This is a genomic window from Streptomyces sp. SID10853 (assembly GCF_010548145.1).
Classification (GTDB): Bacteria; Actinomycetota; Actinomycetes; order Streptomycetales; family Streptomycetaceae; genus Streptomyces.
Map to the genome: position 1 here is coordinate 1 of NZ_JAAGLN010000074.1, position 26873 is coordinate 26873.

Here is a 26873-nt window from a genome sequence, read left to right on the forward strand (position 1 = left end):
CGCGGGCGCGGGCGCGGGCGCGGTGGACGGCGCTGGGGCGCGCCGGGGTGCCGCTGACGGGGTGTCGAGCGGGACGAGAGTCTGCTGCCCGCCGGCCGCGACACGGTCCGCGGGCAGCTTCGCCAGAGCGTGCGTAGGGCCGGCGAGGAGGTCCAGCACGGGCATCCCCCAGTGGGCGGCGAGGCGGTCGACGTCCGTCAAAGTCCACGCCGCTTTCCCCCGCTGCCTGCGGCTGATCTGGCTCTGCGTCAGCCCCAGTGCGGCGGCCAGGGCAGACTGCTGCTCACCGGTACGGTGCGCGAGCGCGGTCACCGTCACCCGCAGGGTTTCCTCCGTGCTCATCAGCATGAGCACACCCTACCCACCTCATGCGAATAGCACATCGAGCATGCGGTTCAGGCATATTTTCGGAGCGGCGTGCGGAAGCGTCCGGCCTCCCTGCAGTGCGGAGAGCGGACGCTTGTGGCGGCTTGTGGCACTTGTGGCGCTTGCCGGTTTCTGGCGGGCGGGTCAGATGAAGGGCGGCCTCAGCGTTCGGAATTCAGGCCGGTCCCGAAGTGGTGTCAGGACGTCTGCCGGAACGCCCACACATCGATCCCGACACGCGGCGCCGGGGCGGCCAGGGCGCTGACGTAAAGGAGCGCGGTCGGGGGCAAATGGTCGCCGAGGAATTTGGCGACGGTGGCGCGTCGTGCTGCCGCGAGCGCTCAGCGTCCCGCCGGCAGCTGGGGTCTCCCGCCGCCGCGCACCGTCATGTCCCGTGTGCGGTGCGCCCGCCGTGCTCGCCCGGCCCGGTGTTCTGGACCCGCGCTTCGGAGCCCTCCGCCCGGGAGTCGTCGACGATCCGCTGCAGCGCCGTGATGTGACGCTCCAGGGCTTCGCGGCCCGCGGTGGTGAGGTTCAGCCACGTACGGGGGCGCTTGCCCACGTAGCCCTTCTGTACGTCGACGTACCCGTGCGTGCCGAGCGTGCCCACTTGCTTGGACAGTGCGGAGGCCGACAGTCCCGCCGCTTCGCGCACCCAGCCGAACTCCGCCCACTCGGTGCCGAGGAGCAACGACACGATCGACAGGCGGGTGGGGTCCAGCAGCACCGCATCGAAGTCAGGCCGGTCCATCGAGCGCCCCGGGTCGTCCGCGCTCCGCGCCCGTGGCAAGAGAGGCGAGAACGCTCTGGAGGCGGCTCCCGAAGAGGATCAGGACCGCGCCCAGTACCGCGCCGGCGATGGTCCGTGCGTACGGGACGGACAGGCCCGGGTGCGGCACGAAGGCGGCGACGACACCAAGGGCCAGCACCGCCAGGATGATGCCCCTGCTCCACAGTGCGAACCGGGGCGAGACCGCGTCCTGCCGCACCTTGGTCCGCCGCCCCAGCAGTGCCGAACCACGCCTGCTGCGCAGCAGTGCCGCGTAGGCGACGGCCACGGCCGCGAAGGCGACGTTCACCGCGGACTCGACGCCCTGCCCGAAGAAGTCGGGCGCGGCGAGCAGGGCGAAAACGGCGATGCCGAAGAGGACGGCGACCCAGCGTGAGTCCCGCGCCGAGCCGAGCGCCTCCTCCCGGCGCCGCTGGACGTCCTGGAGGGCCCGGGACGCCTCGGCGGGTGTGGGGTTTCGGCTCATGATGGCCTCCTTGGGTTTCTCAATCAGAACCTGTTTCCTGATAGGAAAATAGTTGCCCAGGAGGGGACTGTCAAACGCCGGACAGTGGCCGCAGGACAGTGGGTGCGGCTGCCGAACGGTGGGCAGGGCAGGGCCGCATGGCGTGCGCCCCGGGCGGGCGAGGAGGGGTGAGCGGGACGGGCCGTGCGCCAGACCATCAGCGCGGCCACGTCAGCGCGGGGAAACCAAGCGCCGCGCGACTCGCTCCCCCGCATCGCCCCCGCCGTTGTCTTCTGTCCGGTTCCGCAGGAGGGCCGCCGCCGGCCTGCGGGCCCGCCGCAGCAGCGCAATAGCGGCCGCGGCCCCCTGGCCGCGGGCGGTGCGTCACGGGCGGCGCGTCACGGGCGGCGCGTCACGGGCGTAGTACTGCGTCCCCACCTGCACGGGACTGGTCCAGGGCGGCCCGGACTCCGTTCACTCAGCTGCCGGCCAGTTCCTCGATCACCGGCCCGAAGGCATCCATCACGCCGTCGAGCACGACGACGTAGGAAATACCGAACCGCTCCCGTTGCTCGCGCAGCTGCTCGGCGATTTGCTTGACGGTGCCGAAGAGCATCACCGGCAGGGTCAGGCGTTCCTCCTGCGACAGCTCGGGGTGGACCTTCGGCAGTCGGCGGGCCGTCGCCCGCCGGTCGTCGGTGACCTCCACGAAGTGCACGAGCAGATTCCGTTCGGCGGGTACGGCCCGGTGGGCGGCGAACCGTTCATAGGTGGCGACCCGCTCATCGAGCTGACGGGACGTCAGGGCGTTCAGCATCCCGTTCACATAGCCCGTGGCTGCGGTGAAGGCCGCGATGTCGGCGTGCTCGGCCATCAGACGCAGGAGCCGGTCGCCGTTGCCGCCGATCAGCAGCGGCGGCCGTGGGCGCTGCGCGGCGGACGGCGCATACGCAGGATCGGTCAGCAGCCGCTCCAGTTCACCCACCGTGTGCCGCAGGGCCCGGACGCGATCTCCGGGCGGGAGAAACTCCAGGCGCGCCTGCTCGTGTTCCGCCTCCGCATAACCGGCGCCGAGGCCGACTTCCAGGCGGCCATCGGTGAGCGCGTCGGTGGTAGCCGCTTCTCGAGCCAGCAGCGCCGGGTTCCAGAAACCGGCGTTCAGGACGAAGGTGCCGAGCCGGGGGCGCCGGGTGGCGGCCGCTGCGGCCACCAACGCCGGGAATGGCGCGACCATCCCCAGATGGTCCGGGACCAGGATGACGTCGTAGCCGAGTTGCTCGGCCCGGCGGCACTTGTCCCGCCACTGCGCACCCGCCTCCGGCCTCAACATGTTCACACCGAAACGAAACGGCCTGGTCATGCCTCTCCCCCCTTGCCTGCCCGCCGGGTTGACAAGCGACGGCTGTGCCGCCGCGGCGACCCTACCCCAGGGATGGACCCGTCAACGGGGCTTCCCGGAAGCTCTCTTGGGGACCCGCACGCACATGGGCCTCCGCGGCAGAGGCGGGAGTACCCGCGTCGGGTGCTTTACCTGCTGTACGCGACGTTCTGCGTCGTCGTGCTCGGGGCCCCGGCATCAGCCGTGGAGCGCTTGGCCGCTTGGCCGCTTGGCCGCTTGGCCGCTTGGCCGCTTGGCCGCTGAAAGAGAGTCAGGCGACAAGGCAACCCGCTGCCGGAGGGCCGCGTCACGCTGCCCGCGTACAGGTCTCGGGCCGTGAGGCACTGCATATCCCCGCATCCCCGCACCGGGCATTTGACTCTTCTCTTGCATTTCCTTTGCGCTCAGTAGAGTTGACTGTCCCGCGCACCAACGCAGCGGAGAGGGAGGGGTCGGACAATGGACATCGCACAGGCGCTCGCGCTCGTCGCGGCCACGGTGACCAGTGGCCTGGTCAGCGGACTGTTCTACGGGTTCGCCTGCTCGGTGATGCCGGCGCTGCGCGGCGGTGACGACCGGACGTTCATCGACGTGATGCAGCGGATCAACAGGGCGATCCTCAACGGTTGGTTCGTGCTCGGCTACATCGGCGCGTTCGTGTTCACGGCACTCGCGATCGGGCTGCAGTTCGGCGGCGGCGACCGGGACGCGGTCGCGCCGACGGTCGGCGCGTTCGTCTGCTACCTGGCATCGATGGCAGTCACCAGCAGGGTGAACATCCCGCTCAACAACGCCCTCGACGCGGCGGGACAAGGCGACAGCATCGCCCGGCCGCACGCGGTGCGTGAGGAGTTCGAGGGCAGATGGGTGCGCTGGAACGTCGTGCGCGCGGTGTTGTGCAGCGCTGCGACGGGTCTGCTGTGCTGGTCACTCGTCCTGCACGGGGCGAGCTGAGGAAGCGGCGACGTCGAAGGCGGGCGCGGGCTCGGTGCCTGCGCCCGCCTTCACCGGCGAGGCCTCCCTGCGGTTCAGCGGCCGCTGCCCAGCAGGGCCTCCGCGCGGCCGTGCAGCTTGGCCGCGTACGCGGCGCAGCCCAGAGCCGCCGTGTTGAGCAGTGTCCGCACGATGTTGACGGACTCCCAGGAGCCCTTGAACTTGTCGACGAGGGAGAAGTCGTGGATCTTGGCAGGGTTGCCGAGGTCGGCGAGCTGGTTGTTGAGCGGGATCTCCACGCCCATGGTGAGCATCAGGACGATCAGATAGAGCGCGGCGGCCAGGCCCGCCCACAGGGCGATGGTCTTGCGCCCCCGGCGGAACTCGAGCACGGCCGCGAGACCCGCCGCGATGATCGCTCCGCAGAAGATGAGGACGAACAGGCCGTTGCCGTCGATCTCCGCGTTGAACTGCTGCATCGCGGTCACATAGGTACGGTCGTCGGTCTTGGCCAGTCCGGGCATGACCGAGATGTCGAATGCGAAGAACAGGCCTGCCATGAGGCCGAGCGTGACGACCGACACGATGTGCAGCCAGCCCGCGGCCTTGTTCGGCCGGGCGGGCTGCTGCTGCGGCGGCTGCGGGATCGGCGCGTAGGCGCCGGGCTGGCCGTACTGCTGCTGGTACGGGTTGGCTGTCATCGGTACGTCCTCGCTTTGGTCAGATTCGTAAGTAGGGTGCCGAGGCGCGCTGTTCATGAGCTTAAGCGGATTCCCCCCGGGCTGCTCCGGCGTCCAGGTCTGTCCTGGACAGCATCGCGAGCGTTCCTCCAGCGGTCGTCGAGCGGCACTTGAGCGGCTGCATCCGGAGCAGCTGATCCGCATCCGGGAGCACCCCCGGACATCTGGTGGGGTGACGGGAGTTCGGCGACCGTGTTTCGCCACCGGCCCGGCGCAGTTCGCGTGACCAGCCGGTCAGCCGCGTCGTGTCCCGGACGCCGGCAGACCCGCATGCCGGTGGGCCCGTGGCCGAGCGCCGCGGGGCACCGGTAGCCGGCTGTTCAAGCCACCGTGTTCAGCACCGTGCGCGCTGTCGTCCGGGAGCCGTCCAGCGTGGTCAGCCACGCGTCGCGTTCGCCGCTGCGCAGCAGCGCCGTGCCGACGAGCAGGCCGCCGAAGCCCGCGTCGAGCAGCCGGGCCGCCGCCTGCGGGGTGTCGATGGCGCTGGCGCTGACCGGGCAGGGTGTGCCGCTCGCGATCAGCGCGGGCAGCAGGTCGAAGCTGCGCGTGAGGTTGCCGCGGTCGCGTTCCTTGGTCTTGATGTCCTTGTTGTTGACGGCGATGACGCATTCGTCGGCGTGCGGCACCACCGCGATCTCGGCCTCGGTGGTGACCTCGACGAACGGTGTCAGTCCGGTGCGGAGCGCCGCGGTGACGAGGGTGCGCAGCGCGGATGCGGGCAGTAGCCCGGCGGTGAGCAGGACGGCTGACGCGCCCAGTTCCCGCGCGGTGTGGAGCTGCTGGCTTCGGGTGATGAAGTCCTTCTGCAGCAGGGGTAGTTCGGTGAGGCGTGCCACGTCGCGCAGGAGCTCGTGGGTGCCGCCGAACCAGCGGCCGGTGACCACCGAGATGCAAGGGGCGCCGGCCTTCTCGTAGGCGGTCACGATCTCGGCGGGCGTATGACCCGCGATGAGGTCGAAGCCGTGCGCGTCGCGCCGCTTGACCTCCATCACCAGGGGCCGCTCGGCCGTCAGGAGGGATTCGATGAAGGGGTGGCTCATGGATGCTCCTCAGGGGCTGTCCGGCGGATCGGGGCGCAGGAGTGCGCCGGTGCCTGTTCGGTGCTGGTGAGCGTCTGCGGCCTGGTCCGCCGGACAGCTCCTTAGGTGCCCCAGACTCGGGCGAGCCGGGTTACGGCGGGGCCCGCGATGCGGCCGTCGCCGCCCCGGGCCGCGGTGTCGACGTCGATGCCGTGCAGCCGGGGGTGGTGCAGGAGCCTCTCGTGGTCGGACCGGTTGGCCGGGGTGAGTCCTCCGGCGAGCCAGAACGGCAGGGTGAACCGGTCGGCCAGGTCGAGGACGGTGTCCTCGGACAGGCACTGCCCGGTGCTGCCGACACGGCCGTCGGGGGTGGTGGCGTCGATGAGGAAGAGGTCGGTGCCCGCTTGTTCGTACGCTCCGAGCAGGGGGCGCTCCAGGCAGGTGTCGCCCGTGACGTGCAGCACCTTGATGATGACGGCGTCCGGCAGGGCGGCGCGCAGGGCTCGCACGGTGGACGGGCGCTGGTAGGCGTGGAGTTGGACGGTGCCGATGCCGGTGCGGGCCAGTGCACCGCTCAGCGCGTGGGTGTCGCTCAGGAAGGTGACCAGGACGGGATGGAGCACGCCGGTGGCGCGGGCGGCCGCCGCGAGGGCCGCCACCTCGCGCTCCGGCAGTTCGGCGGGGCCGCCGGGCACGCCGTGCCACAGGCCGGCGAGGTCGGCCCCGGCGGTGGCGAGCACGTCGATGTCGCGGGTGCTGGTGGCTCCGCACACCTTGAGTGTGCGGGTCCGTGGGGACGGGGGTGCGGGTGCCGGGCTCATCGGCCCAGGCCCAGCTGGGCCGCGATGCGGTTGTACTGGATCTCGTTGCTGCCCGAGTAGATCGTGCCGCCCACGGCGTTGCGCACGTCCTGTTCGAGTCCGTACTCACTCATGTATCCGTGCCCGCCGAATACCTGTACCGCGGCCAGCGCACTGGCCATGTTGGCTTCGCTGGTGACCAGCTTGGCGATGGCCAGGTCCTCGGTGACGTCCTGGCCTGCCTCCAGGCGCTCGGCGGTGTCGTACAGCCACTTTCTCGCCGATTCGAGGCCGATCTTCATGTCGACGATTTTGTTGGCGACCGTCTGGTAGGAGCCGATCGGCTTGCCGAAGGAGTGCCGGGTGCGGGCGTACTCGACGCAGCGGCCGAACCGGTGCCGCATCTCTCCCACGTTGACGATGAACGAGAGGAGGATCTCCCGCTTCATCACGTGGTCGAGCACGATGAACCCGCCGCCGACCCGGCCGAGGACCTGGGTGCGGGGGATGCGGCAGCCGTCGAAGTGGAGCTCGCTCAGCGGCGACGTGCGCAGTCCCATCTTCTTGACCGGCCTGCCGATGGTCAGGCCGGGCGTCGCGCGGTCCACGAGGAACGCGGTGACGCCCAGGGCGCCGCTGTCGGGGCGGGTGCGGGCGTAGACGACGAACACGTCGGCGACCGGCCCGTTGCTGACGAAGATCTTGGTTCCGTTGAGCACGAAGTCGTCACCGTCACGCTCCGCCCTGGTGGTCATCGCCATGGCGTCGCTGCCGGATTCGGCCTCGGTGATCGCGTGTGCCCCGATCGCCTCGCCGGAGCAGATCGGCGGGAGATACCTCGATTTCTGTCCGGCGGTGCCGAACCGGGTGAGGGGGACGCCGGTGCTGGCCATGGTGGTGGTGACCGAGAAGCTCAGTCCCGCGTCACGGCAGTGTTCGCCCAGGCCTTCGAGGACATACATGGTGGTGAGCAGGGACTGGCCCAGGCCGCCGTGCTCCTCGTCGAAGGGCAGGGCGAGGATCCCGGACCGGCGCACGAGTTTCCACTTGTCCCAGGAGAAGGTTCCCTGTTCCTCCTGGGTGATGTGGTCGGCGCTGAGCGCCTCGCCCCACCGGACCAGACCGTCCCGCAGGTCGGTCTGGTCGGTGTTCCAGCGAATCACTGTGGTTCCCCCTTCACGGGTGTGTCGCCCCTTCAGGGGGCCGCGGTTCAGTACGCGGAGGAGTTGTGGGCGTCGAGGCTGTGCACCTCGTCGCCCCGCAGGGCCGGGGTGAAGACGCAGACCAGGTGCAGGTCTTCGTGCTCGGATGCCACAAGGTAGTGCGGGTCGTGCTGGTCGAGTGCGTACAGACGGCCCGGGGTGATGGGGTGCACGGTGCCGTCGAGTTCGACCACTTCTCCGGAGCCGCCGATGCAGTAGCAGGCCTCGAGGTGGTTGCGGTACTCCAGGCGGGACTTGGTGCCGGCCCGTACGGTGGTGTCGGTGAGCGAGTAGCCGACGCCGTCGTCCTTGGTGAGGAAGCGGGCACTGAGTCCGTTGCCCCAGTCGACGGTCTTGACGTTTGCCAGGTCGCGGATGATCACGGTCAACTCCTTTGGTGTGTCAGGGAGACGGGTGTGCCGGCTTCGTCCGGTTCCGGCCGGATCGACCGGACGAAGTCGCGCAGCACTGTGGTGACAGAGCCCTCGTCGTCGAGGGCCTGCTCGACGCGGGCCACGCCCGCCGAGCCGACGATGGCAGCGTCGGCCCCGCTCGCGGCGACGGCCGCGACGTGGCTGCGCGTACTGACCCCGAAGCCGACGGCGATCGGGGAGTCGTTGTGCGCCCGCAGACCGGTGACGGTCGGGGCGAGCGCGGCGTGGCCCGTGGGGGGCGCGGTGCCGCTGCGGCCGTAGTGGGCCACGAGGTAGAGGTAGGCGGAGGCGTCCCTGGCGGCCTGGGCCCGGGTCGCCGGGGGGCTGGTGGGGTAGCAGGTGCTGACCACCGCTGTGCCTGCCGCCTGTGTCGCCTGCCGGTAGGCGGTGCGCAGGCGGGGAGGCAGGCCGTGCACCAGCAGGCCGTCCGCGCCGGATGCGGTGATGTCCTTGACGGCGGCGTCCAGGTCGCGGTGCTTGAGCGAGTGGCTCCAGTCGGCGAGCAGCGCGATGCGCAGGTGCCGCAGGCGGGGCCTGATCCGGGCGATGAAGGTGAGTACGTCGTCGAGGCCGGTGCCGCGGTCCAGGGCACGGTGCGCGGAGCGGCGTACGACGGGTCCGTCGGTGCAGGAGTCCGGGAACGGCACGGCCAGTTCGAGGCAGTCGACGCGCTCTTCGTCGAGCATCAGGACGACATCGGTGAGCTCGTCCAGTGGCGGGTCCCCGGCGTTGAGGAAGAGGGCGAGGCCGGGGAGGCCCGGAGGGCGGTGGGTGAAGAAGTCAGCCATGGTGTGCCGCCCCGGTGGCGAGCGGTGCGCGGCGCCGGGTCCGCAGCCGCTGGGCGAGGGCCACGGCGGCGCCGCTGGTTACGGCCTCGTCGGTGGCGGCGAGTGCGGTGCTCCATCGGGTGTGCAGGCCGCCGGCGAGCGCGAGGGCTGCGGCGTTGAGCCGCACGGTGGCGGTGGCCGCCGGGTGGGCGCGGCCGCCGAGCACGGCCAGGAAGTGGTCGACGGCCTCGCCCTCGGGGGCGGGCGCGAGTGCTTCGAAGCCGCCGTCCGCTGTTGTCAACTGGCCTGCACGGATGTGCAGTTGGCGTCCATGGCCCTGGTGGATGGTGTTGTCGGCGAAGCCGAGGAGTTCGTCGGCGCCCCGGTCGTTGGTGGTCAGCCACACCGAGCAGGTGGTGATCGTGTCGGCGAGGGTGCGCAGGTCGTCCAGCGGCATGATGTGCGAGACGCCGGTGACCTGGGCGGTGACGGGCAGGTCGGCGAGGAAGGGGCCGAGCGCGTTGAGGAAGCGTCCGAATGCCTTCATGCCCAGTGGTGCCACCGTGCGGGCGAGCCGGGTGAGTTCGGCCGGGTAGACGAAGGGCCCGGTGAAGGCGATCCCGTCCCGCTCCAGGTGCTCCTGGGTCTGCTCGTACGAGGAGGTCAGGCGCACCCCGAGGCGTTCGAGGAGGTCGACGGAGCCGAGATTGGAGGTGTAGGCGCGCGAGCCGGTCTTGACGACGCGCACCCCGGTGGCGGCGGCCACGAATGCGGCGGCCGTCGAGACGTTGAAGGTGGCGGGGCCACCACCGGTGCCCACGATGTTGACGCTTGCGGGCCAGGCGGGTCCGGGGCGTGCGGGGCGCCGCTCCAGAAGCGAGGTGTGCAGGGCGGCCAGCGTCGCGGGGTCGGGGAGCCGGGTGGTCAGGGAGGCCAGCAGGGTGACGGCCTGCTCCGCGGGGAGCTTGCCGTCACCGAGCTGGTCCCACAGCGACCGCCAGGTCTCGCGCTCGGCCACCGTGCGCCGGGCCAGCAGGCCGGTGAGCGCGTCGTGCATGGCTAGCTGGTCACCCCCTGGCGCGAGCCCGCGATGAAGGCGTCGATGGCGGCGGCGCTGCGGAAGTTGTCCGGGTCCAGGTCCGTGTCGTCGACGGCGAGCCCGAAGCGGTCCTCCACCCACGCGATCAGTTTCAGCAGGCCAAGGGAGTCGATGGCTCCACTCGACAACAGGTCCTGATCGTCGGCGAGTTGGGCCTCGGTCAGGTCGGGCAGGAACTCCTCGATGAGGAACTGTTTGATGGTGGCGGTGTTGCTCATGACGTCCTTCCTTCTACTGGGGTCAGCTCCTGGGGACGGTCCGCCGGCGGTGCCGGGGATGGTCCGCGGAGCCGGTCGAGCGCGGTGCGGTCGACCTTTCCGGTGGCTGTCTTGGGCAGCGGTTCGTCGGTGATCAGCAGGACACCGGGGACGGCGGCCCTGGGCAGGGCGCGGGCGCAGTGCTCCTTCAGGAGCAGGCTGTTGAGCCCGCTGCCGGGTGCCCGGCGCACCCCGGCGACCAGCCGCTTGCCGGTGAGCGGGTCGGGCTGGGCTGCGACGCCTGCCTCCAGGACGGCGGGGTGGCGCAGCAGCACCTGTTCGATCTCGGCGGTGTTGACGGCGACCCCGCGTACCTTGACCTGGAAGTCGCTGCGCCCGGTCAGGTGCAGCAGGCCGTCGGTGTCGCGGCGTACTAGGTCGCCGGTGCGGAACCAGCGGTTGTCGTCGTGGCCGAGCGGGTGGCCGGTGAACTTGCCCCGGCTGCGGGCCGGGTCGAGGTATCCGCCGGACTGGAAGGGTGTCCTGACGTAGAGCTCTCCGGTGCCCGGTCCTGTCACCTCGGCGCCGTCGGCGTCGAGGACGAGTGCCGAGACCCCCGGCAGCGGGCTCCCGATGGGCACGGGCGGGGCGGCTGTGGCGGTGGGTTCGATCTCGTGGACGAAGCTGTCGTTGGTCTCGGTGCAGCCGTAGATGTTGGCCAGGCGTGCCGCGGGCAGCAGTTCGCGCAGTTCGGCCAGCGTGCGGTCGGGCAGGGCGTCGCCGGTGAAAGCGGCGCGGCGTACCGAGGGCAGGATCACGCCCGCCCGGTGGGCGGCGTCCAGGACGAGCCGGTAGAACATCGGCACCGCTTGGACGACCTGTACGTCGTGGCGCAGCAGCAGGTCGAGCAGGTGCCGGCCGTCGACTGCCTGCTCGGGGTCGACGAGGACGGCGCGGCCGCCGTGCGCGAGGGTGCTCCATACGTCCAGCAGGCACAGGTCGAAGTTGAGCGGTGCGTGGTTGAGGACGGTGGTGCCGGGCGTGATGCCGAACGCCGGTCCGGCCCAGGCGACGAAGCGGTTCACCGCCTGCGGGCCGAGCGGCACGATCTTGGGCAGTCCGGTGGAGCCGGACGTGGTCAGCATGAATGTGGTGTCCCGCGGAACGGGGTGGGGGGTGCGGCTGTGGTCCGGTGCGGGTGTGTGCTGCGGTTCGCCTTCGGGGGCCAGTACGTGGCGGCAGCCGGCCTGCGCGAACAGCTGGGTGAGCAGTGTGTCGGCGAGCTGCGGCGACGGCAGCAGGAACGGGCGGCGGGCGAGCAGGCAGCCGAGGACGAGGGCGATGGCGCCGGGTGACTTGGCGGCGAGGACGCCGATGGGTTCGCCGGCGGACAGGGCCAGCAGGGCGAGGCGTTCGCGTTCGCGGCCCGCCATGTCGTAGAGCTCGCGGTAGCTGGTCTGTGTCCCGTGCCACACGAGTGCGGGTGCGTCGGGCCGCCGGCGGACCTGGGTGAGGAAGCCGTGCAGCAGCCCGGTGACCGGGTCAGTCATGGTGGCCGTCCGGCAGTGGTGCTGCGGGTGCCAGCTGGGCCCAGCCGTTCTTGAGGGCGATGCCGTCGGGGGTGCGGCAGGTGAAGCGGACCAGGGTGGGCGCGGCGTCCGGGGCGAGTTCCACACGCAGGGTCGCGCCGGGTACCACCGGTGCGGAGAACCGGCCGCCGGTGGCCACGATCCGGGTGATGTCGCCGTCCGCGTACCGGTCGGCGATTTCCTCCAGGGCCAGGGCGAGGACGCTCATGCCGTGGGCGATGACGGTGGGGAAGCCCGCGTCGCGGGCGGCCAGGGCGTCGAGGTGGATCGGGTTGAGGTCACCGGATGCCTGGGCGTAGCCGCGGATCCATTGGGGGGTCGGCCGGTGTTCGGCGTGGGCCGTCCCGCCCGCCTCGCCCAGGGGGGCGGGCGAGGGCTGGGAGGGGATCTGTCCGAACGGCTCGATGGTGCTCGCGCCCAGCAGGAGGGCGCCGGTGAGGAGTTCGGCATGGCTGGTGCCGTCCGGTCCGGTGAGGCGGGCGCGGACGGCGACGCGGGTGCCGCGCGGTTCGCGGCGGGCGCCGAGCACGTCGAGTGTCACGGTGATCTGCTCGCCCGGGCGGAGCGGGCGTTCGATGCGGATGTCCTGGCCGAGGTGGACCACAGAGACGGGCTCCGGCTCGGCTGCGGCCAGTTCGCGCACGGTCGCGTCGGCGAGGGTGTGGGCGAGGACGAAGGCGTGGACCGGCGAGGCGGCGCAGTGCGTCCCGCAAGCCGGGTCCGGGAGGATCGCGCGGACGGCGGCCCGCAGGGCGCTCACCTCGTCCTGGGTGACGGTGTGCTGGGTGGTGTGCGCCGGGGTGGGGGTGGTGGTCGTCATACCGGTGCCACCACCAGGCTCGCGTTGTGGCCGCCGAAGCCGAAGGAGTTCGACAGGGCGGGCCCCAGGGCGACGGGCCGCGGGTTTGTGTGCACCACGTCGATCTCCATTCCGGGCTCCAGGTGTTCGTGGTTGGCGGTGGGCGGCACCTCTTGGGCCCGCATAGCCTGCACGGCGGCGATGATCTCGACGGCCCCGGCGGCCCCGATGAGGTGGCCGATGACGCCCTTGGGCGCGGTGACGGGGGGTCCGTGCGAGCCGAAGACCTTGGTCAGGGCTGCCGCTTCGGCGCGGTCGTTGTGCGGGGTCGAGGTGCCGTGTGCGTTGATGTGGACGATCTCGTCGGGGGCCAGGCCCGCGTCGGCGAGAGCACCGTTCATCGCGGCGACGGCGCCGGCGCCGTCGGGCAGCGGCATCGACAGGTGGTGGGCGTCGGCGGTGGCCGCGTACCCGGCGATCTCCGCGTAGAGCCGGGCGCCGCGTGCCCGTGCGTCGTCGAGGCGTTCCAGGACGACGAATCCGGCCCCCTCCCCCATGACGAACCCGTCGCGGCCGGTGTCGAAGGGGCGTGAGGCGTGCGCGGGATCGTCATTGCGCGCGGAGACGGCGTTGAGGTTGCCGAACGCGGCGAGGGTGACGGGGGTGAGCGTGGATTCGCAGCCGCCCGCGATCACCATATCGGCGCGGTGGGACTGCAGCAGCGATGTGGCGTGGCCGATCGCGTCGACTCCGCTCGCGCAGGTGGTGGCGATGGTGGTGGCTGGGCCGGTCCAGCCCAGCCGCATCGCGATCTGGGCCGCTGCGGCGTTCGGCATGGTCAGCAGCGGCATCAGCGGATTGACCCGGTGCGGGCCCGCCTCGCTGAAGTGCGCCGACTCGCGGTCGCTGGTGGCCCGCCCGCCCACCGCGTTGCCGACCACGATCGCGGTGCGCTGCGGGTCGGGTGCCGGGGCTCCCGCGTCGCGGTGGGCGGCCAGCGCGGCCGTGGTGCCGTACAGCGCGAACGGGTCCATGCGTCGGGCGTCCTTGGCGGGCACCAGCGCGCGGGGCCCGTCGATGTCGAGCCCGCTGACCCGGCAGCCGATGCGGGCCCGGTGGCGGCTCAGGTCGAAGTGGTCGAGCTCGGCGGCGGTGGAACGGCCGGCGCGCAGCGCGGCCCACAGGGCTTCGGGTGTGCACCCGGCCGGTGTGACCACGCCGATCCCGGTGATCACCACCGTGGGGCGGGGGGAGGCTGCGGCAGTCATCTTCTCTCTCGTCTCCGTCCTGTGCGGTGTGTCCCAGGTCCTGCGGTGGTCTCTTCAGGCCGGGAGGATGCCGCACTCGCGAGCGGACTTGATGAATGCCTCGGCTGCGAAGTCGATGTCCTGCGGGGTGTGCCGGGCGGTCACCGCGATCCGCAGCCGCGCCAGGTCGTTGGGGACCGCTGGGGTGACCACCGGGATTCCGATGACTCCGTTCTTGCGGCAGGTGGTGGCCAGGTCGTACGCCGCGTCGTCGGAGCCGGCGATCAGCGGGAGTACCGCCGTCTCGCTGTCCTGGGTGCGCAGCCCTTCGGCGTTGATGAGGGAACGCAGCCGTGCGGACTCGCGCTGGATGTGGGTGACGCGCTCGGGCTCGCGCTGCAGGATGCGCAGCGACTCCAGGGCTGCCGCGGTCTGGGCGGGCGCGAGGGCGGCGGAGAAGAGGAACGGCCGTGCCGCGTAGCGCAGATGGCCGATCAGCTCGGCGGGGCCGGCCACCCAGCCCCCCATGGACGGGATGGCCTTGGACAGCGTGCCGAGCTTGATGTCGACCTTCACCCGGTGGTCGAAGTGCTCCTCGATGCCGCGCCCGGTGGTGCCGATGACGCCGAGCGCGTGCGCCTCGTCGACCATGAGCAGCGCGTTGTGCTCGTCGCATACTTTGCGCAGTTCGGGCAGTGGTGCGATGTCGCCGTCCATCGAGTAGACGCTGTCGACGACGACGAGGCGGACTCCGTCCGGGGAGGCCGAGGCGAGGCGCCGGTCGAGGTGGTCGACGTCGTTGTGCCGGAAGCGGGTGACGGTGGCGCCCGACAGGCGGCAACCGTCGACGATGGAGGCGTGGTCGTACTTGTCGATGAAGACGGTGTCGCCGGCTCCGACGATGCCGCCGACGGTGCCGACGTTGGCGGCGTAGCCGGAGCCGAAGACCATCGCGGTCTCGCGGTCCGCGAACCGGGCGACCTCGGCCTCCAGTTCCTCGTGCAGCGGGATGGACCCGGCCAGTGCGCGCACTCCGTGGTTTCCGGTGCCGTACAGGTCGACGGCGGCCTTGGCCGCGGCGACCACGCGCTCGTCGCCGGCCAGGCCCAGGTAGCTGTAGCCGGACATCATCAGCAGCCGGCGCCCGTCGAGGTCGGCGTAGGCGGTGTCCCGCTCGACCGTGTAGGCGACGAAGCTGTTGCGGCGGTCGGGCACCGGCTCCAGCGCCTGTACGCGCCTGAGTGTGGCGTGCAGTTTCGGCTCGAGGCGTTCCCAACCTCCGGGTGCGTTCACGTGAGTCTCCTCAGCCAGTTCGGCGCTCCTGTATTCCTGGGGGAATTTCTACGTCGCGCTCCGCAAGACGGACGCAACACGAGATTCGGCTGCCTTGCCGAAATCCACTGGAACACCCTCGGGATTCGCTTGAAAGGCTCTTGAGTACGCCCGGAGAATCGCAGGACAAGTGACCTGATGAACGATGGAACTTGGGCTTCCACTCATTCCGATTGGTATGTTCCCGGCCGCGATTGACAGGCGTCGAACGCCCCTGCGAAGGTCACGTCGACATCACGGGGAATGGCGAGAATCAGACGGCGTGACGCGGAAGCAGTCGCCGTATTCCCCACTCGGTTCCTGATCCGCCGCTGGGGGAATTTCGACGTGTTGATACGACTCGTAGGACTTGTCACCATCGAGCACGAGGGCGAACCGCCCAGGCATCTGTCGAGTGCGCAGGCCCAGGTTGCCTTCGCCCGGCTGGTCCTGGAGCGCTCGGCCGGCACCAGCCGCGACCAGCTCGCGGACACACTCTGGCCCCAGGGTCTGCCCGACACCTGGGCCTCCGCGCTGCGCAGCGTCGTCAGCCGGGTGCGCACCTTCGTCACCAGCGAGGGCCAGAAGCCGGGCGAGACACCGCTGATCGCCCAGAGCGGGCGCTATCTGCTGCACCTGCCCGGCGACGCGGTGACGGACCTGGAAGCCGCGGAGGCGGCGGTCTCGGAGGCCCGCCAGGCGTGCGGGGAACGCGCGCATGCGGTGGCCCAGCAGCTCGCCACCGGGGCGGTCGCCAATCTTCGTGGCTCGTTTTTGCCCGCGCACGAGGGCGACTGGGTGAACACGACGCGCGAACGCATCGACGAACTGCGGCTGACCGCGCTGGAGCTGGCCAGCGTTTCGGCCGCGGCCCTGGGCAACGGTCACCATGCCCTGCGGTACGCGGACGAGGCGGTACGCCGGGCGCCGTTCAGGGAGAGCGCGCACCGCTGCCAGATGGCGGCGCACGCGGCCGCCGGCAACCGGGCGGACGCCCTGCGCGTCTACCAGCAGCTGCGTGAGCTGCTCTCGGACGAGCTCGGTATCGGGCCCTCCCCGCGCACCCAGTCCCTCTATCTCGACCTGCTGCGCGAGCCGGGCCCGCAGGCCCCCGATCCGGCCGTGGAGGAAGCCGCCGCGGCGGTTGACCCGCTCCTGATGGCGGCCTTCGATGCGCTGTGGCCGCCGGCGGCATAAGAACAGCGAGGCATTGGGAAAGGCTTCTGGTGAATGCGCGAATGCATTCACCAGAAGCCTTTCCCGATGCCTCGGTCCTGTTGTGGCGTGTGCTCGTTTTGACTTGTTCCCGTGTTCCGGGACAAGGCACAGTCCGCAGCGGCCGCCGGAGAAGGGGGTGCCGGTGACCGCTGCGGACCGGGTCAGGTGATGGAGACCCCGCTGTCGATACTGATGACCTGGCCCGTCATGCAGTCCTGTTCCAGGAACAGGCCCATACTGCGGGCGACTTCCTCCACCGTGACGAAACGGGGCACGGGTGCCTTTGCCTCCATCGAATCCTTCACCTGGTCCGGGAGGCCCTGCGTCATGCCCGTGATCATGAAGCCGGGCGAGAGCGCGTTGACCGTCACTCCGCGCCGCCCGCACTCGGCGGCCAGGGTGCGGGTGAAGCCGATCAGGCCGGCCTTGGACGCGGAGTACGCCGTCTGTCCGGCGGTGGCGATCAGGCCCGAGGGCGACACCACGTTGACGACCCTCCCCCACCGTGTGCGCAGCATGTGCGGGACGCACACTCGCGCCGTGTGGAACGATCCGATCAGATTGGTCTGGATCACCGCGGCCCAGTCCCCGGGCTTCTGCATCGCCATGACCTGGTCGCGGCGGATGGCACCGTTGTTGACGAGGACGTCGACGGGGCCGAGCTTCTCGCTGATCTGCTCGTACAGCGCGCTCACCGCCTCGTACGAGCCGACGTCGCCGGTCACCAGGGCGGAGTCGTTGGTGAGCTTGTCCTGCACGGCGCGCGCCGTGTCCTGGGAGCTGTTGTAGTGGACGGCGACCTTGCAGCCGAGCGCGTCCAGTTCGAGCGCCAGCGCCTGGCCGAGCCCGCCGGACGCTCCCGTCACCAGGGCGACGGGGTGCTCCGGCCGGACGCCCGCGCGTTTTCCGCTGTTGCTCATCGTGTCCCTCCGCGCCATTCGAGGAGCATCGACCCCCAGGTCATGCCGGCGCCGAAGCCGGCCAGCAGGACCAGATCGCCCTCCTTGATGCGGCCCTCGTCCAGGGCCTCGGTCAGTGCGATCGGGATCGACGCGGACGCCGTGTTCCCGTACTTGTGCAGATTGGCCACCAGCGCCTCGGGCCGCAGCCCGGTGTGGCTCAGGATCGAGTTGATGATGCGGATGTTGGCCTGGTGCGGGATGACGTGCTGCACGTCGGCCGCCTCGACCTTGGCGTTGCGCAGCGTCTCGCGCACCGTGCGGACCGTGTACCGCACGGCGTTGAGGTAGATCTCGTTGCCGTTGATCTGGGCATAGTGCAGGCCCTGGCGCACCGTCTCCTCGGTGGTGGGCATCCGGCTTCCGCCGGCCAGTACCTTGAGGCTGCCGGTGCAGGCGCCGTCCGCGCCGAGGTTCCAGGCGAGGACCTGGCTGTCCGCGGCCGGTTCCAGTACGACCGCGCCCGCGCCGTCCCCGACCAGGATCGACAGGTCCCGGTCGGCGGGGTTGGCGGTGAGGGTGTGGGTGTCCGAACCGATGAGCAGGATGGGCCGCGGGTCGATGGCGATCAGCGCCATCGCGGACACGAGCCCGTAGACGAAGCCCGCACACTCGGAGTTGACGTCGTGTGCGCTGCCGGCGATGCCCAGTTCGTGGTGGACGAACGCGGATGTCGCCGGTGAGGGCTGCTCGGGCGTGGCGGTGGCGACGATCAGGTGAGCGATGTCGCCGCCGCTCAGGCCCGCCTTCGCGAGCGCGCGCCGGCCGGCCTCGACCGCCAGGGAGGCTGTCGTCTGGCCCGGTCCGACGGCGCGCCGTTCACTGATCCCGCACCGGCTGATGATCCAGTGCTCGTCGACGCCGAACCGCTCGGCCAGTTCGGCGCTGGTGACCACGCGTTCGGGGACGGACATCCCCCACCCTGTGATATCGAAGCCGTTCATGCGCGGCCCGCTCAGGCCTGCGCCGGAACGAGCGCCAGGATGCGCTCGTAGACGGTCCGCAGCGTCGTGGTGTCGTCGAGATCGGCGAAGAGGGACTCGTCGGCCGGGATGTCCGGGTACGTGTTCTGGAAGCCGTACAGCCACTCCATCAGGTCCAGCGAGTCCACGTCCGGAATGTGTTGCAGCGGGTGGTCCGGGTCGACCTTCTGTGCGCCGGACACGGCCTCGAGCTGGCTCGCCAGTTCTTCGATGGTGGGCAGAGACATGAGGTGGGTCCTTCCTCCGCAGGGGCTTGGTCTTTCGAGATGCATGGAACCCGTCCGCGCGCAATCGGTGCGCAACAGCCGCCGCCTGCCCTCGTCTTGCACATCTCTTGCGAGCCGGGAGGTTTTCTCGTCTCGCGCCGGGCCGGTCGTCGAGCTCCCGTCGCCGCCCGTAGGAGCTACGGGAGTCCGACGACCGGCCCGGCAGCAGGAAGCACGTCAAGAGTCATGAACCGGACGGGAGTTGAGGACGAAGATGACCACGGTCGCAAAGCAGTCGGTCCCCGAGGTCGAGGCGATCAGGCACCACTACGAGGTGAGCAACGACTTCTACCGCCTCCTGCTGGGCCCGACGATGATGTACTCCGGCGGCTACTGGGAGGAGGGCGAGGGGCTGACCGAGGCCCTCGACGAGGCCCAGGAGCGCAAGCTGGACAAGTTCGCCGAGCTGGCCGGTGCGGCGGGCACCCGACGCGTCCTGGACGTCGGCTGCGGCTGGGGCACCATGCTCAACCGCCTCACCACCGTGCACGGCGTCGAGCAGGCTGTCGGCCTGACGCTCAGCCGTACGCAGGAACAGTTCATCGCCGGCCTGGACAACCCGAGGATCACCACACGGGTGGAGAGCTGGGAGGACCACACCACCGACGACCCGTACGACGCGGCGTTCTGCATCAACGCCCTTGAGCACTTCGTCTCCTCGACGCTGGCGCCGCGCGAGCGGACCAAGAAGTACCGGGTCTTTTTCCAGAAGGTCGGCGCGGCTCTCAAGCCGGGTGCCCGCTTCGTGCTGCACACGATGACCGCCGAGGCGCTGCCGATGAACCGGCAGTTGCTCGACGATCTGAAGTTCCTGCAGCGCTCGGAGTTCGAGAACTGCCACATCCCGCACCTGCACGAGCTCACACAGGCCGCCGAGGGGCTGTTCGACGTCGTCGAGATCGTCAACGAGCGCGAGTCGTTCGCGGTCGCCTGCCGCGCCTGGCTTCAGCTGCTCGCCGAGCGCCGCGACGAGGCTGTCGCCCTGGAGGGCGAGGAGGTCGTGGCCCGCTTCGAGCGCTACCTCGACATCTTCGCGTACACGCTCGAGGACAAGTTCTTCAACAACTTCCGCGTCACCATCGCGCGCCGCTAGGAGGCTGACGTGACAAGCATTCTCGAACCGGCCCGCAGCGACGGGAGCACCCGCCCGGCCGACGCGGGCAGCGGCGGCGGGCCGCAGCGGCACCTGCGGGTGGCCGTCATCGGCAGCGGTTTCTCAGGCCTGGGCATGGCCATCCGGCTGCTGCAGAAGGGCATCGACGACTTCCTCGTCTTCGAGCGGGCCGACGAGGTGGGCGGCACCTGGCGGGACAACTCCTATCCGGGCGCGGCCTGTGACGTGATGTCGCATCTGTACTCGTTCTCGTTCGCGCAGAACCCGAACTGGAAGTCCACGTTCGGCAAGCGGGACGAGCTGTACTCGTATCTGCGCGACACCGCCGACCGGTTCGGGGTGCGCCCGCACATCCGCTTCGGCCACGAGCTGCTCGCGGCCCGCTGGGACGGTACGGCCAGGCGCTGGCACATCGAGACCTCTCAGGGCGACTACACCGCCCAGGTCCTGGTCAGCGGCACCGGCTACCTCAGTGAGGCGGCGATCCCCGACATTCCCGGGCTCGCGGACTTCGAGGGCACGGTCTTCCACTCCTCGCGCTGGCGGCACGACCACGACCTGGCCGGCCGTAAGGTCGCCGTGATCGGCACGGGTGCCTCCGCCATCCAGTTCGTCCCGAAGATCCAGCCCACGGTGGGACGGCTCGACCTCTACCAGCGCACCCCGGCGTGGATCGGCCCGAAGAACGACAAGCCGACGAGCCCGCTGCAGACGAAGCTGCTGCGGGGCCTCCCCGGCTACCAGAACTTCCGGCGCAACTTCAACATGTGGGGCAGGGAGATCCTCGCCTTCGTGATGAAGCGGCCCAAGGTCGCCGGAAAGATGCAGAAGATGGCCGACGACCACCTCAAGAAGTCGGTCGCCGACGAGACGCTGCGCGCCAGGCTCACCCCCGACTACGTGATGGCGTGCAAACGCCTGCTGTTCTCCAACGCGTGGTATCCGGCGATCCAGCAGCCCAACGTGGACCTGGTCACCGACGCCATCGCGCGGGTGGAACCGCACGCGGTCGTCACGGCCGACGGCACCGAGCGCGAGATCGACACGATCGTCCTGGGCACCGGCTTCAAGGCCACGGACCGCCCCATCGCCGGGCGCATCACGGGGTGCGACGGCCGGCTGCTGCGCGATGTGTGGCGCGAGCATGGCATGGCGGCGCACCGTGGCACCACCGTCGCGGGCTTCCCGAACCTGTTCCTGCTGCTCGGTCCCAACACGACGCTCGGGCACTCCTCTCAGGTCGTGATGATCGAGGCGCAGATCGGTTATGTCCTGGACGCGTTGAAGGTCATGGACAAAAAGGGCCTGGCCTCGGTGGAGGTTCGAAAGACGGTCCAGGACGACTGGAACAAACGGCTTCAGACGCGACTCGATGGCACCGTGTGGAACGCAGGCAACTGCAAGAGCTGGTACCTCGACGAGCACGGGCGCAATCCGTCGATCTGGCCGACGTACACCTGGCGTTTCAGGCGCCACACGAAGCGCTTCGATCCTTCCGAGTACCGGCTCGCCACCAGCGCAGGCGCCGGCCTGCCGGCCCTGAACCGCACGTAACGGACAGGAGACAGAGCGAATGAGAAGCAGCACCTCCATCACGCGGCGCAGCGTCCTCGGGGGCATAGCGGCCGCCGCTGTCATCGGCTGGAGCTCCACGCACCAGGCCTGGGCGCGGGAGTCGGACGACTTCGCCGACACGGCCGCGGCGCTGCCGGCCCTGGACGGCACGCTGGAGACGACGGCTGACGCGACCGCCCCGTTCAATCACGACTTCGGGCACATGGTGCCCGGGGCGTGCTGGGGGGTGCTGCGCCCCGGTTCCGTGCAGGACATCGTCAAGATGGTCGACTACGCCCGGGCCAACAAGCTGAAGATCGCGATGAACGGCCGCGGCGGGCAGAACGGTGACGAGGAGTCCCACTCCTGCTACGGGCAGGCCCAGGTACCCAAGGGCGGGATCGCGATCGACGCGCGCGGCCTGGCGAAGATCGTCAGCATCGGCACGTCCAGTGCCGTGGTGGAGGCGGGTGTGACCTGGGCCCAGCTCACCGACGCGGCACTCGCCAAGGGCCTGACTCCGCCCGCGCTCACCGACTATCTGCACCTGTCGATAGGCGGCACCCTCAGTATGGGCGGCATCGGTGCCACCGTGCACCGGTTCGGGCTGCAGGTCGACACGGTCCAGTCCATCGACATCGTGACCGGCCAGGGCGACCTGCTCACCGCGTCGCCCTCCCAGCACGCGGATCTGTTCAACGCCGCACTGGGCGGCGGCGGTCAGGTGGGCATCATCGTGCGGGCCACGGTCGCCCTCGTCCCCGCGCCGCAGAAGACGACGGTCTTCACCCTCTACTACCGCGACGTGTCGACGTACCTCGCCGACGCCGAGAAGCTCATGGCCGAGAAGCGGTTCCAGGGCCAGGCGGGCGAGATCGCTCTCACCCCCGACGGCACCGGCTGGTGGTACCAGCTGGAGGCCACGGCCTACTGGGCGGGCACCACCGCACCGGACCGGGACAAGCTCCTCGCGGATCTGCGCGACGAGCGGGCCTCGGCGACCATTGAGGACCTCTCCTACCGCGACTGCGTGTTCAGCACCGACAACGACGAGACGTGGCTCAAGGAGAACGGGTTCTGGGACCAGCCCAAGCCGTGGCTGAGCCTGTTCCTGCCGGCATCCAAGGCCAAGGCGTTCGCCGCGACGCTGACGGCGGAACTGACCGCGGCCGACCTGGGCGGGGGCTTCCTGCTCTTCTATCCGTACCCGACGTCGAAGCTGACCCGCCCGCTGGCCGTGCAGCCGAAGGAGCCGACGGCGTACCTGTGCGACGTGCTGCGGTTTCCCGCGCCGGGCGCGGATGCCCAGGCGATGCTGGAGCAGAACCGGCGGCTGTACGACAAGGCGGTCGCCCTGGGCGCCAAGCGGTACCTGGTCGGCGCCATTCCGCGGATGACCCAGGCGGACTGGCAGACCCACTTCGGCTCCCGCTGGGACGGGCTCGTCGCGGCGAAGCGGCGCTACGACCCGGCGGGCGTCCTCACCCCCGGTCAGGGTTTCTTCGGCTGAACCGGCCCGCACCGGGCCGTGGTCGATGCCCCTTGACCGGCCATCCGACATCCGACAGGAGAATCGGCATGACAGGATACGACTTGATCGACGAGGCGGTCGTGGACGCTCCGCCCAAAGCGGTGTGGGAGGCGTTGATCGCCGAGTTCCGCGGTGCCGCCCGATGGTGGGTGCCGGCCAATACTTTCGCCGTCGTCTCCGGTTCGCCGGACGAGGTGGGCGGCGAGGTCGCGGTCACGGTCCACACCAAGGGAGTCGACAAAGGCGGCCCGAAACTCCGGTTCACCTCGCGGACCCGTGCGGTCGAGCCCGGGCGGCTGCTGTCGGTGGACTATGTCGACGGGGTCTTCCGCGGCACCAGTGACTTCGTCGTCGAACCGCTCGACGGGGGCCGCACGAAGGTCGGCATGCACTTCGTGGGCCGCCCGCACGGCTGGCTGAAGCTGCTCGCGAAGGTGGCCGACATCGGCGCGGAGCATTCCGCGGGCACCAGCGAGGCACTCGTCCGCCTCGGTCGCCTCCTCGCCGGGGAATCCCCCGAGACCGGCCGGTCCACCGTCGCGGACCGTCATCTGGAGGGCAGCACACGATGACGGCGGTGAGTGCCGCGCCGGCGACCGAGACCCAGGTGCCCACGGACGACGGCGCGCTGCTCGCCGTGTCCGTGCTGGCGCCGCTCGCCCCGGCGACCGGCACGACCGTGCTGCTCGCGCACGGCTGGGGCGCCTCACGCCGGGTGTGGAGCACGGTGGCCGACCGGCTGATCCGGTGCGGCCACCGGGTGGTCACGTACGACCAGCGGGGCCACGGCGCCTCCAGCCAGGGCCGCGAGCCGTTCGGGATTGCCCGGCTCGGTGCCGACCTGGCCGCGGTGCTCGACCAGGTGGCCGCGGCCGACACGCTCGTCGTCGGCCACTCCGGTGGCGGCTTCGCGGCGTTGTCGTACGCCTCGTCGTACGCCTCGGGTGCCGGACCCGCCGGACCGCTGGGCGGGTTGGTGCTGCTCGGCACGGCCGCACACGATCAGGACACGCCGGACGGCGAGGTCCGCATGATGGGCAGCGCCCTGTTCCAGCGTGCCGTCTCCCGGCCGGCGCTCGGCCGCAAGCTGCTGGGCCAGAACATGCTCGGCCCGGGCGCCGACCGACAGCTGCGCGAGGTGAACCGGCAGATGTTCGCGGCCACCTCTCCCGCGGTGCGTGCCGAGGCGTTCCGCTCCTCGCGCGGCATGGATCTGCGCGAGGCACTGGTCTCGGTGACCGCGCCCACGGTGGTGCTGGCGGGGGCCCGCGACAAGGTGGTCCCGCCCCGCCTGGGCCGCGTCGTGGCCGAGGCCCTTCCGCGGGCCCGCTTCGAGGAGCTGCCCGACGCGGGGCACATGCTGCCGCTGGAGGCGCCTGGTGCGGTGGTGAGCGCGGTGCACGAGCTGACGCAGGGGCGCTCGTAGTCCAAGGCCGTCGCCGAAGGGGCATGAGATGCGGTCCGCGACCCGGCCGGGTGGCGGACCGCATCTCATGCCCCTTCGGTGTGTGTACGTGAGGTGCCGGTGTGCAGAGGGGGCGCCTGCCCTCCGTACGGGGGACGTCCGGAGGGCAGGCGCGGCTCAGGGGCGGCCCCGCAGGGCGAGGGCACGGCCCAGACAGGCCAGTGCCGCCGTGCAGGCCAGGGTGCGGGCGGTGTTGGCCGGCGTCCATGTGCCGCGGAACTTGTCGCGGAGCAGGGCGAGTTCACCGCCGGAGGCATGCGTCGCGAGGCGGGCGAGCTGCCGGTTGATGGGGATGTTGACCTTCACGGTGACGGCGACGGCCACCGAGTACAGGGTGAGGGCCGCCCAGGCCCACCGGGCGGCCCGGGCCCGCCCGAGGCGGCGCAGCCGGATGCCGGACGCCCCGGTGGCCAGGAAGGCGCCGAAGAAAACCATGCCGAACAGGCCGTTCTCAATGGCGTCGTTGATGTGTCCCATGGCCGAGGCGAAGGCGATGTCGTCGCCGCGTTCCAGGCCCGGCATGACGCCGACGTCGAAAGCGAAGTACAGGCCCGCGCTCAGTCCCATGGCAATCGTGGCGGCGTACAGCGGCAGGTCCGCGCGGCCGTCGGACCGGGCCGCTTCCGGTGCGAACGGCCCGCTGGGCGCGGTGGGTTGAGCGGTCATCGCTTCTCCTTCGGTCTCGGTGGGGGCACGGGGCCGGTGTGGCGCACGACCGGGGCGAGCAGCCGTTCGTAGCGTCGGCGCAGTACGGTCCGGCCCAGGAGGCGCACCGGTGGCGGGATGGTCGCCGCGACGTGCGCGACGGACCTGGGGTCGGCCGCGTCGAACATCCAGGGCTGCAGATGTCCCAGGACACGGGGCGGCGCGGTGCGCAGGAGGCGTCGTTCCAGGGCGAGGTAGCGCTGTTCGCCGAGTTCTGTGAACGCGGGGAAGACGACGCGCTCCTCGGTGGCGAGGTGGTCGCGGAGAAGGCCGCCGAAGGCGTCCGCGGCGGGCACCAGGGCTGCGGCCGGGGCGCCGGGCGCCAGGGCCGCACCGACGGTGTCCATGGCCTTGTCCAGGCCGGCGTGGTCGCCGTCGAGTGCGGCCGCGGCGGCTGCGAACGATGGTACGGCGCGCCGCAGTTCGGGCCAGAGGATCTCGTCCTCGCTGTGGTGGTGCCAGTCGATCACGTCGCGCAGACCGCGCCACCACGCGCCGATCGGTTCGGGCCTTCCCCCGTTCGCCGAGCGCGCGGCGGCGGCCAGCCGGGCGGCGTCGCGGCGCATCGCGATGTGCATCAGGGCGAACCCGTGGAAGTGGCCGGGCAGCGTCACCAGACGCTCGCTCGACATCGGCTCGGCTGCGGTCATGGTGGCGACTCCTGACGGAGCGGGAAGGCGAGCGGGGAGGCGAAGGGGCGGGTGGCCGGGGCGGGCGCGGAGGCAGACCACCGCACGGCCGGGTGCGGAGGCGGACCACCGCACCCGGCCGGCCCGCGACTGCTGGTCCCGTCCGGCGGGTCAGACGTTCCAGACACCGGCGGCGGCGGCATCCTTGGCGAAGTCCGCGAAGTCCTTGGGCTTGTGGCCGGTGGCCTCCTCGACACCGTGCACGAGGTGGGCGTTGCGGCCGTCGAGGATCAGCCCGAACAGGTCGGCGAACTCGACGGGCAGTCCGTTCTCCTCGAGGGACGCGCGGTACTCGTCGACCCCGACGGGGATATACGTGATGGTGCGGCCGGTCGCCTTGGAGAGCTCCTGGGCGATGTCGTTGAAGCTGAGCAGGCGGGGCCCGGACAGCTCGTACGTCCTGCCGATGTGCTTGTCGTCGGTGAGCGCCGCGACGGCGACGTCCGCGATGTCGTCGGCGTCGAGGAACGGCTCCACCGCGTCCCCGGTCGGCAGCACGATCTCACCGCCGATGACGAGGTCGTGGAAGAAGCTCTCGCTGAAGTTCTGGTTGAACCAGCTGGCGCGTACGACAGTCCAGTCCGCGCCGGACTCCTTCACCTTGTTCTCGCTGATCACGGCGCCTTCCTCGCCTCGCCCCGACAGCAGCACCAGACGGCGCGCCCCCTTGGCCACGGCGGCCTTGGCGAACTCGCCGACGGTCTCGGCGGCGCCCGGGAAGGCGAGGTCGGGGTAGTAGGTGATGTAGACGGCACCGACACCTTCGAGGGCGGCATCCCACGTGGCGGGGTCCTCCCAGACGAAGGGCGGCGTGCCGGTGCGGGATCCGATACGCACGGGAAGCCCCTTGGCGGAGAGCCGCTCGGCGACCCGCCGTCCGGTCTTGCCCGTGCCGCCGATTACCAGGGTCGTGTTGGTCATGGTCGTCCCGTCTGTCGTGGCGTGGTGGTGGGGGGTGGTCTGGGTCATCCGTGTGCTGGTCATGGGAAGTCCGGTCCGGGGGCCTGGGGCCCGTGGCCGGCCGTCACCGGCAGCGTAGGCAGCTGCCCGCTGCCGCAGCCATGCCACCCGGCCCGCCCTCTAGTGGTCCTTGAGCACAGCGGCGGGATCCGGCCAGCGTCCGTGGAGCGGTCGGCCGCGGTTGTATCAGTAGCGGTAGTGGTCCGGCTTGTACGGGCCTTCGACCTCGACACCGATGTACGCGGCCTGCTCCGGACGCAGCGTCGTCAGCTTGACGCCCAGAGCGTCCAGGTGGAGCCGGGCGACCTTCTCG

General features: G+C 70.7%; 30 protein-coding genes. 7 read left to right on the forward strand and 23 right to left on the reverse strand.

Annotated features, from left to right (window positions below):
- The 4 genes from G3I19_RS16555 to G3I19_RS16570 form a co-directional block, all read right to left on the reverse strand.
- Positions 1–348 (reverse strand): helix-turn-helix domain-containing protein (locus G3I19_RS16555; RefSeq protein WP_275402744.1); only part of this gene is annotated, 348 nt, incomplete at its 3' end.
- Between the two features lie 403 nt (positions 349–751).
- Entirely contained in the window at positions 752–1117 is a 366-nt protein-coding gene (locus G3I19_RS16560) for a transcriptional regulator (RefSeq protein ID WP_164264384.1), read from the reverse strand.
- Positions 1104–1622: a hypothetical protein gene (locus G3I19_RS16565; protein WP_164264385.1), complete on the reverse strand. Its 519-nt coding sequence runs from the start codon at positions 1620–1622 to the stop codon at positions 1104–1106. Before G3I19_RS16565 ends, G3I19_RS16560 begins: the two co-directional genes overlap by 14 nt.
- A 457-nt stretch (positions 1623–2079) precedes the next feature.
- The gene (locus G3I19_RS16570) at positions 2080–2961 is read right to left on the reverse strand and encodes a TIGR03621 family F420-dependent LLM class oxidoreductase (RefSeq protein WP_164264386.1); all 882 of its coding nucleotides are present in this window, start codon (positions 2959–2961) and stop codon (positions 2080–2082) included.
- 477 nt (positions 2962–3438) lie between these two features.
- On the opposite strand from G3I19_RS16570, the gene G3I19_RS16575 reads away from it, so the two are divergent.
- Positions 3439–3933 (forward strand): DUF1772 domain-containing protein, encoded by a 495-nt coding sequence (locus tag G3I19_RS16575; protein WP_164264387.1) that lies wholly within the window; start codon positions 3439–3441, stop codon positions 3931–3933.
- A 74-nt stretch (positions 3934–4007) separates the two neighbouring features.
- Here G3I19_RS16575 and G3I19_RS16580 read toward each other — a convergent pair whose 3' ends face one another.
- From G3I19_RS16580 to G3I19_RS16635, 12 genes are all read right to left on the reverse strand, one after another.
- Positions 4008–4613 carry a DUF1772 domain-containing protein gene (locus G3I19_RS16580; protein WP_164264388.1) on the reverse strand — a complete coding sequence of 202 codons (606 nt, stop codon included), beginning with the start codon at positions 4611–4613 and terminating at the stop codon, positions 4008–4010.
- Between the two features lie 359 nt (positions 4614–4972).
- Complete coding sequence (locus G3I19_RS16585) at positions 4973–5692, reverse strand: indole-3-glycerol-phosphate synthase (RefSeq protein WP_164264389.1); 720 nt, start codon at positions 5690–5692, stop codon at positions 4973–4975.
- 101 nt (positions 5693–5793) lie between these two features.
- On the reverse strand, positions 5794–6492 hold the full coding sequence (locus G3I19_RS16590; protein ID WP_164264390.1) for an N-(5'-phosphoribosyl)anthranilate isomerase: 699 nt from the start codon (positions 6490–6492) through the stop codon (positions 5794–5796).
- Complete coding sequence (locus tag G3I19_RS16595) at positions 6489–7634, reverse strand: acyl-CoA dehydrogenase family protein (protein ID WP_164264391.1); 1146 nt, start codon at positions 7632–7634, stop codon at positions 6489–6491. Before G3I19_RS16595 ends, G3I19_RS16590 begins: the two co-directional genes overlap by 4 nt.
- 47 nt (positions 7635–7681) lie before the next feature.
- Positions 7682–8056 (reverse strand): ectoine synthase, encoded by a 375-nt coding sequence (locus G3I19_RS16600; RefSeq protein ID WP_164264392.1) that lies wholly within the window; start codon positions 8054–8056, stop codon positions 7682–7684.
- A 2-nt stretch (positions 8057–8058) separates the two neighbouring features.
- Positions 8059–8895: a tryptophan synthase subunit alpha gene (gene trpA / locus G3I19_RS16605; RefSeq protein ID WP_164264393.1), complete on the reverse strand. Its 837-nt coding sequence runs from the start codon at positions 8893–8895 to the stop codon at positions 8059–8061.
- A complete protein-coding gene (locus G3I19_RS16610; RefSeq protein WP_164264394.1) occupies positions 8888–9931 on the reverse strand; it encodes a hypothetical protein in 1044 nt (347 codons plus the stop codon). The genes trpA and G3I19_RS16610 overlap by 8 nt, the downstream gene beginning before the upstream one ends.
- Before the next feature lie 2 nt (positions 9932–9933).
- On the reverse strand, positions 9934–10191 hold the full coding sequence (locus G3I19_RS16615; RefSeq protein ID WP_164264395.1) for an acyl carrier protein: 258 nt from the start codon (positions 10189–10191) through the stop codon (positions 9934–9936).
- Positions 10188–11720, reverse strand: coding sequence for an AMP-binding protein (locus tag G3I19_RS16620; protein ID WP_164264396.1), 1533 nt, complete (start codon positions 11718–11720; stop codon positions 10188–10190). The genes G3I19_RS16615 and G3I19_RS16620 overlap by 4 nt, the downstream gene beginning before the upstream one ends.
- The gene (locus G3I19_RS16625; RefSeq protein WP_164264397.1) at positions 11713–12579 is read right to left on the reverse strand and encodes a MaoC/PaaZ C-terminal domain-containing protein; all 867 of its coding nucleotides are present in this window, start codon (positions 12577–12579) and stop codon (positions 11713–11715) included. The genes G3I19_RS16620 and G3I19_RS16625 overlap by 8 nt, the downstream gene beginning before the upstream one ends.
- Positions 12576–13826 (reverse strand): beta-ketoacyl-[acyl-carrier-protein] synthase family protein, encoded by a 1251-nt coding sequence (locus tag G3I19_RS16630; RefSeq protein WP_164264398.1) that lies wholly within the window; start codon positions 13824–13826, stop codon positions 12576–12578. The genes G3I19_RS16625 and G3I19_RS16630 overlap by 4 nt, the downstream gene beginning before the upstream one ends.
- A 54-nt stretch (positions 13827–13880) precedes the next feature.
- Positions 13881–15098: an aminotransferase class I/II-fold pyridoxal phosphate-dependent enzyme gene (locus tag G3I19_RS16635; protein WP_164264399.1), complete on the reverse strand. Its 1218-nt coding sequence runs from the start codon at positions 15096–15098 to the stop codon at positions 13881–13883.
- A gap of 366 nt (positions 15099–15464) precedes the next feature.
- Here G3I19_RS16635 and G3I19_RS16640 point away from each other — a divergent pair, with 366 nt between their 5' ends.
- Positions 15465–16313 (forward strand): bacterial transcriptional activator domain-containing protein, encoded by an 849-nt coding sequence (locus G3I19_RS16640; RefSeq protein ID WP_164264400.1) that lies wholly within the window; start codon positions 15465–15467, stop codon positions 16311–16313.
- A gap of 182 nt (positions 16314–16495) precedes the next feature.
- Here G3I19_RS16640 and G3I19_RS16645 read toward each other — a convergent pair whose 3' ends face one another.
- Genes G3I19_RS16645 through G3I19_RS16655 form a run of 3 tightly spaced genes read right to left on the reverse strand, consistent with a single transcriptional unit; the run spans position 16496 to position 18503 of the window.
- Positions 16496–17254, reverse strand: coding sequence for an SDR family NAD(P)-dependent oxidoreductase (locus tag G3I19_RS16645; RefSeq protein ID WP_164264401.1), 759 nt, complete (start codon positions 17252–17254; stop codon positions 16496–16498).
- On the reverse strand, positions 17251–18237 hold the full coding sequence (locus G3I19_RS16650; protein WP_164264402.1) for a ketoacyl-ACP synthase III: 987 nt from the start codon (positions 18235–18237) through the stop codon (positions 17251–17253). The genes G3I19_RS16645 and G3I19_RS16650 overlap by 4 nt, the downstream gene beginning before the upstream one ends.
- Before the next feature lie 11 nt (positions 18238–18248).
- The gene (locus tag G3I19_RS16655; RefSeq protein ID WP_164264403.1) at positions 18249–18503 is read right to left on the reverse strand and encodes a hypothetical protein; all 255 of its coding nucleotides are present in this window, start codon (positions 18501–18503) and stop codon (positions 18249–18251) included.
- Positions 18504–18756: 253 nt separating this feature from the next.
- On the opposite strand from G3I19_RS16655, the gene G3I19_RS16660 reads away from it, so the two are divergent.
- The 5 genes from G3I19_RS16660 (at position 18757) to G3I19_RS16680 (ending at position 24167) form a co-directional block, all read left to right on the forward strand.
- Positions 18757–19635: a class I SAM-dependent methyltransferase gene (locus G3I19_RS16660; protein ID WP_164264404.1), complete on the forward strand. Its 879-nt coding sequence runs from the start codon at positions 18757–18759 to the stop codon at positions 19633–19635.
- Between the two features lie 9 nt (positions 19636–19644).
- Complete coding sequence (locus G3I19_RS16665) at positions 19645–21210, forward strand: NAD(P)/FAD-dependent oxidoreductase (protein ID WP_164264405.1); 1566 nt, start codon at positions 19645–19647, stop codon at positions 21208–21210.
- 19 nt (positions 21211–21229) lie between these two features.
- Positions 21230–22720 (forward strand): FAD-binding protein, encoded by a 1491-nt coding sequence (locus G3I19_RS16670; RefSeq protein WP_164264406.1) that lies wholly within the window; start codon positions 21230–21232, stop codon positions 22718–22720.
- Between the two features lie 68 nt (positions 22721–22788).
- Complete coding sequence (locus tag G3I19_RS16675) at positions 22789–23313, forward strand: SRPBCC family protein (protein WP_239074431.1); 525 nt, start codon at positions 22789–22791, stop codon at positions 23311–23313.
- Entirely contained in the window at positions 23310–24167 is an 858-nt protein-coding gene (locus tag G3I19_RS16680; RefSeq protein ID WP_164264407.1) for an alpha/beta hydrolase, read from the forward strand. Before G3I19_RS16675 ends, G3I19_RS16680 begins: the two co-directional genes overlap by 4 nt.
- Before the next feature lie 156 nt (positions 24168–24323).
- On the opposite strand, the gene G3I19_RS16685 is transcribed toward G3I19_RS16680, so the two are convergent.
- From G3I19_RS16685 to G3I19_RS16700, 4 genes are all read right to left on the reverse strand, one after another.
- Positions 24324–24872, reverse strand: a complete 549-nt coding sequence (locus tag G3I19_RS16685) for an anthrone oxygenase family protein (RefSeq protein WP_164264408.1) — start codon at positions 24870–24872, stop codon at positions 24324–24326.
- Positions 24869–25561: a hemerythrin domain-containing protein gene (locus tag G3I19_RS16690; RefSeq protein WP_164264409.1), complete on the reverse strand. Its 693-nt coding sequence runs from the start codon at positions 25559–25561 to the stop codon at positions 24869–24871. Before G3I19_RS16690 ends, G3I19_RS16685 begins: the two co-directional genes overlap by 4 nt.
- A gap of 150 nt (positions 25562–25711) precedes the next feature.
- Positions 25712–26521 (reverse strand): NmrA family NAD(P)-binding protein, encoded by an 810-nt coding sequence (locus tag G3I19_RS16695; protein ID WP_164264412.1) that lies wholly within the window; start codon positions 26519–26521, stop codon positions 25712–25714.
- Positions 26522–26746: 225 nt separating this feature from the next.
- Positions 26747–26873: adenosylhomocysteinase (locus G3I19_RS16700; protein WP_164264410.1), on the reverse strand; the 127-nt coding region annotated here is incomplete at its 5' end.